Raw genomic sequence first — 12,540 nt, forward strand, 5'->3', positions numbered from 1 at the left:
CTAGAAAAAAACAGTCCAGGGAAAATCATTTAACTTCGTGAAAGCACTCTCTTAAATTTTAACCCAAAAAGTTCAGATTTATTTGACGACATACAGATAGAGGAAACCCTAGACTCTCTTAAATTACTTTAAAATGACACCTGTCAAGATTTACAATTGAGATGGCTATTTCTTGAGATTCAATTGTTATTGCCTTTTAGCATTAAGTATGAGTTATTACAAAATCAAGAATGATGAAACACTGATTAATTTTTATTATTGGAATTATTTATTAATTTCATTCATATTTAAAGACAAGATTTGAGTTGATTTGGCTTAAAAATTGCAATTAGGTGTATAATTTTAAATTAGTAAGGTAAAATATTGAAAGTCAAAGTGATATGGTTTCTGCTTTAGGACTGTCATCCCGACCAAGCAGAAAAGTGATTTGTGAAAGCAAATCACTTTTTTATTTCCGGAATCGAAACAAACGAAGTTTGATTGAGATAAAGGGAATAAAAAAGAAGCTACGCCCTTGGGCGTAGCACTTTTCTATTTGCAGTGAGGGTTCATTAGGATTCTCCAAATCCCTTTTTAAGTTGCCGTATGGCGTCATTAGTAAAATGTAGAAGGCGCAGCCATTCAGGCTTTCTATTTCCAGCGGAAAATGTAATTAGGATTCTGTAAATCCTGCGCTATTGCTCTGTAGCGCCATGAATAAAAAAGAGTGAAGGCACCAGCCCTTACTTTTCATTTACCAGGAGGGTTCATTAGGATGCTATAAATCCTGACATAAATCATTTGCCAAAGACACTGAATTGCATAGTAAAGACTATGCGAATCTACCCTCAAATTCAGTTGAAAATCAACTTTAAACTTGCATTTGGAGTAATCCCCAAAGATTCCTGCAAAATTTGCTGCGCTTCGTTTTGTGGGTTTACCCTGAAAAAAGTATTTATTGGATTTTCGCGATTGAGCAGATTCCAAATGGATATTCCGGTCCTCAGGGTGGTCTTTTTTCCGATATTGGTTGTGTAGATGACTGAGAAATCCAAACGCAAATAATCTTCCAGTTCGTCCGAATTGGCCTCATCATAATTGATATCACCGTCCACAATGTCATTGCCTATAGCAGTTGGGGTAAATGGCTTTCCCGTTCTCCAATTGGCGCCGACCGCAAGGTTTACCTTTGAAGTGGAGAAAGTAATGCCTGAGGATAAAGAATGGGAAATGTCAAAATTGCTTCGAAACTCAGTTTCGGACAGTTCCTCAAAATTGTAGGTGCCATTTAAATATCCATAACTCAACCACAGGTTCCATTTTAGCAGTTGTTTTCGTAAGAGAAAATCAAGGCCAAAAGCATCATATTTTCCCGAAGTCCTGGCAAACTCAAAGCTGTCTAAAAAACCCTGGCTTTGTGTGGTAATACCTTCTACTTCTTTGAAAAAACCTACGGCATTGATCAGCCAACTAGATTTTTGAAAACTAATGCCCATAGAGCCCTGTTTACTTTGAATAACAGGGATATCCATATCGTCGGAAAGCTGCCAACGCCTCTTTTCAATGCCGAGAAAATCATTTTGAAAATTCACAATCTGCGAGGTATTTTGATGCTTGAACTCCCCTAGCACCTCCAAATTAAAGTTGCCTAAAAAGCGTTGGTTAAAGCTCAATCGAGGCTCCCAAAGCTGCCTCCTGAACTTTCCCAAGTAGTTAAAGCGTACACCTCCGTTTAAAGATGTATTTCCATCTGAAGTTGACCAATCAACCTCCGAGAAAATTCCATGCGTTCTGAGTACTTCGCCCTCCAAGCGTCTAAAAATAGGGTCGTCAACATCATCGAGATTGGTGATCTTGGTTTCCACAAAGTGATAGCCATTTCGCAAAACAAAATTCTCATATAATTCATTATGGGCTACAAAACGGGCAGCTGTTTCAGAAACGATATTCTCCTGTAAAAATCGTTGATCCTCCAAAACGTTGGCATTTATAGCCCTTAACTTATAGTCAGTTTCATAAACATCTATTTCCGTCTCAAAACTGTCGTTCCATTTTCGTTTGTAATAGATGCCCCCGGCAATACTAGTCTGATCTAGACTACTTGCACGTACCTCTTCATCATTTGCGATAAAAGCACTTTCGTTGAAAACTACTTCGTCGGCGGTATGTATAAAATTCAATCTTAAAAAATCCTTATCGCCAGGCCTGTACAAAAACCGAAGTGAAACATCATAAAAATCAAATTCGATATCGGAGTTAGTGACCAAAGCATCATTGGATTCAATCTCGGTGTCTTGCGCAATTCGGTCAAAGTATTCTGAATAGGTAGGCGTCTCAAAAAAATCACTGATGGCCTTTCTTGCCCCTACCTGAACCGATGCATTTTCTCCTATAGGTGCATCTATGAAGCCATTCGCATCGATAAGATTGACACCAAGACTGCCCTGGAAACCTGGGTTGATGTTTTTGTCGGTGCTCATGGCAATAGTTCCTGAAACCCCATCCGTGAATGCTGCAGATGTGCCATTTTTCTGTAAGGCCACTTTTTGTGTTATTTGCGGATTGTACATAGAAATCAATCCGAAGAAATGACCAGATTGGTACATTTTGATATTATCCCAAAGAATCAGGTTTTGGTCGTTGCTTCCTCCTCTAATATTGATGTTCGAAACCGTTTCATCAATACTGGTTATCCCTGGCAATGCCTGAACAGACTGCAATACGTCCTCTTCGACCAGTCCGGGTAATATGGAAAATTGGTCAAAATCCAATTGAAAGGCACCGTTATCCAATTTATGCATACCCCGAATTAAATAATGTGACAGTATTATTTCTGGTAGTTTTTGCTGTTCAAATATCATATGGATGACCCCACAATTGGCAGTATTGAAAAGCCGTGCTTCACTGCGTATTGTCCTATGTCCAATGTGCCTGATAAGTACTATATGGGAAGCATCATCTATTGATAATTCAAAAAATCCTTCTTCATTAGTGATGGTACCTTTGCCATTGTACTGAATTGTAGTATAAGACAGTGGTTCATTGGTATCCTTATCCCTAATATAGCCGCAAAGCACTGTTGATTTAGCCTTAATGGTAATAACACCATCAGAGAGAAAGATAAAATTAAGTCCAGTGCTTTCCTTCAGAGAGTCGATTATACCCTGCAAACTGACAGCATCGTCGGGAGTTTTGACCGCGATGTCCTCAATCAAATTTGATGCATAATTGAACCTTACCTCAAATCGGTCTTGAAGTTGGTTCAAAATCTCTGTCAACGGTTTATTTTCATTTGTCTCCTGGGCTGTAGACGGCATACAGTTCAGTATCGCTAAGAGATAAAAAAAACAAGATAGCTTATTTCTCACGTGGCTTGACCCTGACTTTATCGGTTTGCAAAATAACATAGTCCAAATCTAAAGGGACTGTTATCGATTTCAGGGCGTTATCCAAGTTGTCATGTACAAAACCGCCAGTAAATAGGCGTTTTTCATCTATATGCTCCAAAGTGACAGTCACCCCATACTGTCTTTCCAATTCTGAAAATACCTGAGATATGGCCACTCTTTGGAAATCACTGATATTTTTGGTCCATTGGGGTACAGAATAGGTGTTTTTACTTTGTTCAACAACCCCGTTGTACCATCGTACATTATCGCCCTGATTGAGTACAGATTCATATTCTTCTAAAGTGACCCTTACTGTACCTTCAAAACATTTTACTTCGAAAAAATTCTCCCTCTGCTTTACATTGAACTCCGTACCCAATACTGTAACCTCTCCCTGTGGTGTACTAACCACAAATTGTTTTCCCTTGGCGACATCAAAAAAAGCCTCCCCTTCCAATTTGATTTTCCTCTCTTTGTTCCAATTCTTCTCATTGTAGGCAATTTCAGATAGCGCATTTACCGAAACAGAAGACTCATCCGGCAGGTTGATCGTTACCTTTTCACCAAATTGGGTCTCAACATGGGTAAGGTTCTCATAAAAAAAGAAATAATACATAGCGAACCCCACTATAAAAATACTTGCAATTCGCATAAGTGGCCTTACCCAATATAATTTTCTAACTGGGGCCTTTTGGATATCAAGAACTTTCTTAAAGTCGCTATATGTTTTGGCCTTGGAGAATTGTGATGCACGGAAATTTTTGGCATCATCTGCAATGCCCTTTAAGAATGAAACATCCTCCAGGGCTTCAAATGCCTTTTGCTCCTCTGGAGTGAGTTCCTCAGTAAGCCATTTTTGTATCAAGTAATCCTTGTTCATACGCATCTCCATTTAATATACAACAACCTGAATGCCTTTTTTCCTGATTATTTTATGTTAAATCCTTCCAATTCGGCTTTCAACACCTTAAAAGCCGAATAAATCCTGTATTCCACAACCTTTCGGGTGACTCCCAATATTTGTGCTATTTCTTCGTGCCTTTTCCCTTCGGCTTTGTTAAGTAAAAAGGCAATTCTCTGTTCTTCGGTCAAGGATGCGAGTACTTCCTGGTATTTTTTAAAATATTCTTGTTTTTCCAAAAGAAACTCAGGAGATTCACTGGTCGGTGTTTTAGGGTTTTCATGTTGATATTTTAACACCACTTTTTGATGTTTTACCTCGTTAAGCATCAAGTTATTAGCAACGGTATACAAATACGACTTTGCTTTCCCTGGCGTAATATTTTTGCAATTCTCCCACAGTTTAATAAATGCCTCTTGTACTTTATCACTTGGAGAAAGTTTTCCGCCATACTTATAATAAAGGAAATCATGGAGGTCATTCGCCAATCTTTCATAAAGACCTTTAAATATGGAATCCTGGCATATATTCTTGTGTAAATCCTTTTTCAAACTGCTTTGTTGGTTATGCATTAAAAGTATAAAATTTAAATTCTTCTATTTCTTTCAGGAATTTTTAAGATTAGATTGTTCTATTACTGAACGTAGAAATCATAAAATAGTTATGCTATGAAAAGAACCTTAAAACAATTTGGCTTGTTTATCTTCTTCATAACCCTGACGTTTGTTTCTTGTCGAGAGGAAGAATCAGTTTTCATTGAGGGTCCACAGGAAGAAAGCCTTGAGGCTAACTCTAATGTTGCGATACTTTTACAGCATACAGCAACAAAAGATGGTTCAAATGATAATATCATTGACAATGCCAATTGCATTACAATTGAACTGCCGGTGACTGTGCAAGTGGGTGGAGTTGAAATCATAATAGACAGTCCTGAAGATCTTGAAACCATTGAGGACATTTTTGATGAATTCGACGATGACGAAGACGTACTTGATATCATTTTCCCTATCACCGTTGTGCTGCCTGACTTTACTCAATTGGTCATCAATAATTTGGACGCGCTAGATGACGTAACTGATGACTGCGTCGGAGAAAATGAATTTGATGATGATATAGAGTGTGCGGATATTAAGTATCCCATAACAGCTTCGGTATTTAACTCAAATAATGAAGTAATTGATACCATTACCTTATCTAATGACCAGGAGCTTTACGAGTTTATTGAAGAATTAGATGAGGATGATATTGTAAATGTAAACTTTCCCATCACTGTAATCTTATCTGACGGAACCGAAATTCTGGCTTCAAATCTTGATGAACTCGAGGATGTTCTTGACAATGCCAGAGATGACTGTGATGAAGATGATGATTACGATTTCAATGATGATGATTGTGACGGTTGTACCACAGATCAACTTTCAGAGGTTCTGGTGGGCTGTACAGATTGGCGTGTGGATAAATTGGAGCGTAACGACCAAGATTTAGAAGATCTATATACAGCATACCGTTTCAATTTTGCCAGTGATGGTACTTTGACAGCCGATTCAAATTCCGAATCATTTTCAGGTACCTGGGAGACCAATGGTGCTGGTAACAATATCGCCGTGGTGATCAATATTCCCAATTTGAACAATTTTAATGCCAATTGGAACTTACATGAAATTAAGCAGGGTGGTAGTGAAAGTGACGTAGACCTGAGGATAGGCGATGATCGATTGAGGTTCAGGAGCAATTGTTCGGATACTGGCGATGGAAACAATGGAGGCGATGGCAACGGAGGTTCAGACCTTAGTACTATTTTGTTAAATGGACTTTGGGCCGTCTCAAACTATCTCGATGATGGTGTTGATGAAACCAACAATTACAACGGCTTCACTTTCAATTTTGCTACAGATGGATCAGTAATTGCTGATAATGGAAGTACAACCAATGGTACCTGGTCTGTACAAAATGGTGACGACAGCCTGTTTTTAGACTTTGGCGCCGTTATTCCGCTGGACGAATTCAATGATGATTGGGATGTCATTTCAGTCTCCGATACCCAAGTAGAACTTCGCGATGTCAGTGGTGGTGATGGAAGTACCGATGACTTAATTTTTACGAAACAATAACCCAAATAAATATTTATTACTATGAAAAAGAACATTTTTAAACTAACGTTTGCTTCACTGATACTATTGGTAACAGCCTGTACCACAGATAGTGAGAGTGATGAAATACCCAATTTAGTGCAATTACAGGCCGATGTCGAGGAAATCACAAATACGGCTGTGATTGGCCCTTGGATCATTACAAATTTTGTGGATTCGGGTAAAAACGAGACCGCAGATTTTGAAGGTTATGGTTTCAATTTTAACCAGGACGGAAGTTTGGTAGCGGATAATGGTAACATGACCGTAACAGGTACTTGGTCTGTAACTATTGATGATGACTCCAATGAAAATTCGGATGATGATAGTCCCAGTAATGATGATAGTGTTGACGATTGTAACAGCTGTACGCCAGAACAACTTACCGAGGTGCTAACGGCCTGTGAGAATTGGTTTGTAGATAAATTGGAGCGAAACGACAATGATTTAGAAAATAATTTTACGGGTTACGCCTTCAACTTTACTGCAGATGGCACCGTTAATGTCACCACTGCCACCGATAATTTCTCGGGAACCTGGGAAGCTTCGGGTTTGGGTAATGGTATTCAGGTAGTAATCATTATACCCGACTTACCGGAATTAGAAGATACATGGACGTTGCATGAAATTGAACTGTATAACGGAGAGTCCAATGTCGATTTGAGAATTAACAATGAAGATCGTTTGCGATTTAGAAATGGATGTACCCTGGGTAATTTTGAAGAGGGCCACTCTACCGGAGAAATCGATTTCAATATATTCTTTGCCTCACCTGAAGATTTTAGTGAACTTACAGAAGATTGGAATATTATTTCTTATTCTCCCAATAAAATTGAACTGATACATGAAAGCGGCGGAAACGGCGGTACGGATTTATTGACTTTTGAAAAGTAAGGAAGCCCCCTCTATATATAGCCCCCAGAACCTTTCTGGATCAATGGCCCCGGCTATGAAAAAGAAAGGTCTGATGAACTGCCCTGAGATTTACTTAGGGCAGTTTTATTTATATTTATCTACACTGAAAAGTAAGTACTTAGAACGTTGCAATGAATAAAGCTGATAAATATTCATCTACATACCACCCCCTGTTTAAAAAAATTGCTAAGGTTGGCACCTTGAAAGAGCTTCCCCAAGGCACCGAAATTCTGCGTGAAGGTCAGTTTGTAAAGGTAATTCCACTAGTCAGGAAAGGGCTGATAAAGGTATATACGCGATACGAGGACCGGGAACTTTTGCTCTATTATATTCAGCCAGACCAAAGTTGTATCATGTCTTTCTCAGCCGGCATAAATAACGAGCCAAGTCAGGTTTATGCGGTTACCGAGGAAGATACCGAAGTGCTGCTTCTTCCAGTTGGCGAACTATATGGGCTGACCATTGCCAATCCGGATATCAACAGCTTTTTCTTCGAACAGTATAAGGGCCGATACGCTGAGCTTTTAGATACCATTCAACACATCCTTTTCGATAAAATTGATGAACGCTTATATCAACATCTCAAGGAAAAGGCTTCCTTAAAAAGAGAAAATCCCCTCCGAATGTCACATCAGCAAATTGCCGACGAACTCGGTACGGTCCGTGAAGTGATAAGTCGGGCACTTAAAAAATTAGAAGGTGCAGGCCTGGTGAAACAACTGGGCAATAAAATTCAGGTTTGCAAGTAGTGACTTTAGTCACTGCATAATCCAATTTGCTGATTTATTTTTGATCTAAAGATTACAAGTTATTGCAAAGAAAAGAACATACCGCTTTTCGTTTGCCTTATCTGTAGCGCTTCAATAAATGGAATTGTTTTGATTATTTAATTATTGTTCAACTAAAACTTAGTACGATGAAAAAAAATATGGGATCAGCTGACCGAATTATCCGATTTGTAATCGCAGCAATTATTGGGATACTTTATTACACTGGGACCATCAGTGGTACTTTGGGGATAGTACTACTTGTATTGGCCGGAATATTTATACTAACCAGCTTTGTTAGTTTTTGTCCTCTTTATGCCCCTTTTGGCATAAGTACATGCGCTGTAAAGCAGAATTAACCATTAACTTCTTAATTGGATGCTAAGGGAGCGGCAAATCGCTCCCTTTTTTCTTTCATGCTCCTTGTCGAATAAAATAGATTTTTTCAGGAATTTTTAGATTTCAATTGTTTTATAAACGAAATCCAATAAAAAAAACGTTTAAATATTATTTAGTAACCAAATCTTATAGTTATGAAACATACTTTTTTATTTGTTATGATCTTATCGCTATTCATGGTCGGCTGTTCCAATGATGATGGAGACGCCAGTAGAATACGCCTAACCGTTGGAGCCACCAATATTGCAGGAACAAACGCAAAAACAGCCTCATTTACGGGAAAGAACAATGAAAATGTGGTCTTTACAGATTTTCGAATTTCGATTCGAGATGTCGTATTTAAAAACGATGACGATCCCAACAGTAATTTAGATACTGATGAGATCCAGTTTAGGGGGCCTTACCAAATTGACCTTTTGGATAATAGTGATGCTTTGACCCAAACCATTGGTGATGTCATCGTTCCTGACGGCATCTACAAGGAGTTACGTTTCAAATTCCATAAAGATGAGGATTTGCCCGCTACTGATAAATTGTTTGACAGATCAATTTATATTGAGGGTACCATTGACGACCAACCATTTGTATTCTGGCATGATACCAGTGAAAATCTAGATGTTGGCAGAAGCACAGGTGTAGAAGTTTCAGGAGGTGTGGTCAACTTTACCGTTGAATTTGACATGTCACAATTTCTAGGTTCTCTAAAAGAAATTGACCTGTCACAAGCGGCCGATGGTAACGTAAATGGGATTATAGAAATATTCCCTAATGACGAAGATGGCAACCAGGAAATTGCAAAAGATTTGAAGGACAATATCAAGGAAACTGCCGATTTGATAAATAAGTAAAGGCTCTTGATCGATATAAAAACGTAAACATCCTCAAATATTTGGGGATGTTTTTTTAATTAAAAATTCTAAAGTTATTACAGTTTCCTTCTTTTGTACACGATTGAAAGCAACGGAAAATAACTGCAAAACTTTTTCCATAAAGCCCAAATTCAAAAAACCACATAAGTTTAGATATCAAAATTTCATGTGATTTGATTAAGAAGGTTTAATTTCCAAATTTTATTAGATAAATACAGCATCATTTGTGCCTAATTGAGACAAAACAGGAGGGTTCATTAGGATGCTACAAATCCTCGTTTAGGATATCGTAAACGTTCAAAATAATTTATGGTAAGTAAATTGAGAACAAATCAGCGAGGCCGAAATCAAAAGTAAATACTAACTCAATTCGGATGCACCCTATAGGTAATTCTCCTATTGGTGATCATTCTGCAGCCGCTAATTGAAATGGTAGTTGTAGCGGTAATATTCAAAGTTGGATCTCCCGTTGTACCACCGTATTCTACAACATAACCTTGTGAAGCATAAGCACCACCACCTCCCCCATTAGGTAAATCGTTCCAGGATCCAATAATTCCAACAGAATTATCAGTTATATGAGCATAGTCCTCTCCCCCACAACAGTTATTGGGTTCTCCTGTATTCCAAAATGCAAAAGTCAATTCCGTGCCGCCGATACCGCCATTCCAAAACTGGGTTCCCGCCTCCGGACCGGTAACCCATCTCCACTCTCCTTCGACTGCAACATCATTTGCACCGATCCAACCCACTCCCTGGGCTTGAGACCCCGAGAAATCGGCCTCTTCTTGTGAGGTTAGCGTAACCAAATATCCTTGTAAACCAAAATAGGTTCGATTGTCTGCTGCTATCTGGGCATCCGTCCAGCTTATACCGGGATCTGACACAAATTCGTAATAATGTCCGGTTGATGGTAAAAAATTAGCTTCGCCTACCGTAATCGAAAATTGTCGGGTTCCTGTAGGAGCTGCCGCGCTCGATGAGTATTCAGTTGCTAGCACCGCAAGTTCAAATTCGGCATAGGTTGCAGGGCCCTGTAATGTAAGTTCTCCTTGAACAGCATCCCAGGTAGACGTAATATTCGGATGACTCCCTGTCAATGTCAATAGGTCTTCCCCATTAACATATCCCGCCGAAATTTGTATATAAACTGCTGTTGTTGATGTATCATCAGGATCTGTTATGGTAATACTTTGAGCTACCGGAACAGATGATCCAGGACAGTATACCTGATCTCCTGAACCTACAACCAATGGCGGTTCATCAGGGTACGCTATCGTAAAAAGCACATCATCAATAAAAACGGTTTCAGAGTTTCCCCATCCCCCGCTGGCAGATATAAAACGAATTCCTGAATTAGCAGAAATCTGGTTGGCATTTAAATCGTAACTCAATGATCCTGTCCCGCTCAAGGTCGCTATTGTAGAATAACTGGTACCATCAAACAACTGCACTGCGATAGACTCGTTACCACTGGTCCTATTGTAATCCAAAGTCAGTGTTGCCGTAACAACAGTAGAAAGGTCTAGCGTCCTGGTAATAGTTGCACTATCCATATTTCTGAATCGCAATTCATTCGAATTTACACGAATTCTACCCGCACTTGGATCTGTAGTCTCGCCCGAGCCAGATTCAGCCCAGTTAGTTAAGAAATTTAGGCTACCATCGTTATTTGAATAACTTACGGTCTGAAAATTATCCGCAATAGTCTCTTGTCCGCTGAGATGGCAGAAAAAGAAAAAAGAAACAACAATAGAAATGGTTTGTAGTGTTCTCATTGGGACATTGGCCAATCTTGGATGATACAAGGGCACAACTTTAAAAATACTTCATATTAAACTATCGGCTTAAATTTTGTTGTAAACAAGGATAAATACAGTATAAAATGTATAAAACGTGTTATGAAGTAGCTGTAATTTCTTACATTATTTAAACGTTTTTATCTCAGAAAAACCCCAAACGAACAATTTCCGGCAAAGCCGGAGCGGTGCTTTGTCGATAGTACATAAAAAAAGTGCTTTTAAAACAACATGTCCGGAAGGCTGTGGCTACATAACTGCATGCGGGCAGGTTTTCAGCGGAAAATATAATTAGCTTTAATATCAAAACAAAAGTTATCTATCCTATATCGGAATTTTTCACTGCATTGGTAAATCATTAGCGTTTGACTTTCGCCTGTAATCGACTTTCGAAAACAATTATAGAATTTACTGGAAGTGAGAGTTTATTTTAACTTACCAACTCCACCGGCCGACATATACGGACTTTTGCACTTTGGATACAAAGGAACTAGTTAAAGTGCAACGTAAGCACTATGAATTCCCCATAGAGCGATTCCCCTTGCGAATGATTTTCTTGCTTTCTTTCCCCCTAATGGCCACTCCGTCATCATCCAACCAAACAATAGCCCCGGTGGGGCATCGTTTAATGGGCACTTGTGTGTTATGATTTTCGGCATAATTGATTAGGGGCAAATTGTTTTCCATAGCTATTAATTCTCCAGGGGCATCCATGGCGCATTTACCGCAGGCGGTGCAAGCCACCTGGCAATCTTCAAGAATGGCATCGCCATGTTCCAGGTTCTTACAAGCTACCCACAGGCGGTGGCTTATTGGTTCTATGGAAAATAAATCCTTAGGGCAGACTTCCACACAATCACCGCAGGCCGTGCATTTCTCTGTATCTACAACGGGTAAACCATGTTCGTTCATTGTTATTGCATCAAAATCGCATACAAGCTCGCAATCCCCATGGCCAAGGCATCCCCAAAAGCAGCCTTTGCCCCCACCCGATATCAGCGTGGCTGCCTGGCAACTTTGAACGCCAACATACTGTGCACGATTGATCGCTACGTTTGTGCCGCCGGCACAAGCAAGACGAGCAACTTGCTTTTCTTCAACTCCCAGGTCAACACCCAGAAATTCAGCTATCGATTGCCTGCCTTCATCGGTACTGACCGTGCACTTACCGGGTAAGGTTTTTTGAAGAACCAGAGCCTCTGCAAAGGGTCGGCAACCCGGATACCCACAAGCACCACAATTGGCATGGGGCAACATGTCTTCCACCATGTCAATTCGCGGATCCTCATATACATAGAGTTTCTTGTAGGCAATAATAAGAATTGCCGCAAGAAGCAAGGTTAAACCTCCGAGTGCTGCTATGGCAACGAGGATAGACAATTATTTCGGGAAT

Annotated in this window: 10 protein-coding genes; 5 read left to right on the forward strand and 5 right to left on the reverse strand. The window is 39.5% G+C overall.

Going from position 1 to position 12,540, the window contains the following annotated elements; genetic code table 11:
- Positions 1 to 833: 833 nt before the first annotated feature.
- From J1G40_RS05700 to J1G40_RS05710, 3 genes are all read right to left on the reverse strand, one after another.
- Positions 834 to 3,245: a TonB-dependent receptor gene (locus tag J1G40_RS05700; protein ID WP_265241644.1), complete on the reverse strand. Its 2,412-nt coding sequence runs from the start codon at positions 3,243 to 3,245 to the stop codon at positions 834 to 836.
- A gap of 91 nt (positions 3,246 to 3,336) precedes the next feature.
- On the reverse strand, positions 3,337 to 4,248 hold the full coding sequence (locus tag J1G40_RS05705; protein WP_265241645.1) for a FecR family protein: 912 nt from the start codon (positions 4,246 to 4,248) through the stop codon (positions 3,337 to 3,339).
- Positions 4,249 to 4,295: 47 nt separating this feature from the next.
- Positions 4,296 to 4,820 (reverse strand): RNA polymerase sigma factor, encoded by a 525-nt coding sequence (locus tag J1G40_RS05710; protein WP_265241646.1) that lies wholly within the window; start codon positions 4,818 to 4,820, stop codon positions 4,296 to 4,298.
- Between the two features lie 117 nt (positions 4,821 to 4,937).
- Here J1G40_RS05710 and J1G40_RS05715 point away from each other — a divergent pair, with 117 nt between their 5' ends.
- From J1G40_RS05715 to J1G40_RS05735, 5 genes are all read left to right on the forward strand, one after another.
- On the forward strand, positions 4,938 to 6,380 hold the full coding sequence (locus tag J1G40_RS05715) for a hypothetical protein (protein ID WP_265241647.1): 1,443 nt from the start codon (positions 4,938 to 4,940) through the stop codon (positions 6,378 to 6,380).
- Positions 6,381 to 6,401: 21 nt separating this feature from the next.
- A complete protein-coding gene (locus J1G40_RS05720; RefSeq protein WP_265241648.1) occupies positions 6,402 to 7,292 on the forward strand; it encodes a hypothetical protein in 891 nt (296 codons plus the stop codon).
- A 152-nt stretch (positions 7,293 to 7,444) separates the two neighbouring features.
- The gene (locus J1G40_RS05725; RefSeq protein WP_265241649.1) at positions 7,445 to 8,062 is read left to right on the forward strand and encodes a Crp/Fnr family transcriptional regulator; all 618 of its coding nucleotides are present in this window, start codon (positions 7,445 to 7,447) and stop codon (positions 8,060 to 8,062) included.
- 167 nt (positions 8,063 to 8,229) lie between these two features.
- Positions 8,230 to 8,439: a DUF2892 domain-containing protein gene (locus tag J1G40_RS05730; RefSeq protein WP_265241650.1), complete on the forward strand. Its 210-nt coding sequence runs from the start codon at positions 8,230 to 8,232 to the stop codon at positions 8,437 to 8,439.
- Between the two features lie 174 nt (positions 8,440 to 8,613).
- Complete coding sequence (locus tag J1G40_RS05735) at positions 8,614 to 9,327, forward strand: DUF4382 domain-containing protein (protein WP_265241651.1); 714 nt, start codon at positions 8,614 to 8,616, stop codon at positions 9,325 to 9,327.
- A 386-nt stretch (positions 9,328 to 9,713) separates the two neighbouring features.
- Here the strand turns inward: J1G40_RS05735 and J1G40_RS05740 are convergent, their stop codons facing one another.
- Entirely contained in the window at positions 9,714 to 11,126 is a 1,413-nt protein-coding gene (locus J1G40_RS05740; RefSeq protein ID WP_265241652.1) for a C-type lectin domain-containing protein, read from the reverse strand.
- A gap of 534 nt (positions 11,127 to 11,660) precedes the next feature.
- On the reverse strand, positions 11,661 to 12,527 hold the full coding sequence (locus J1G40_RS05745) for an RnfABCDGE type electron transport complex subunit B (protein WP_265241653.1): 867 nt from the start codon (positions 12,525 to 12,527) through the stop codon (positions 11,661 to 11,663).
- Positions 12,528 to 12,540 lie beyond the last annotated feature (13 nt).

The organism is Muriicola sp. Z0-33, assembly GCF_026126425.1.
Taxonomy (GTDB): domain Bacteria; phylum Bacteroidota; class Bacteroidia; order Flavobacteriales; family Flavobacteriaceae; genus JAFMPW01.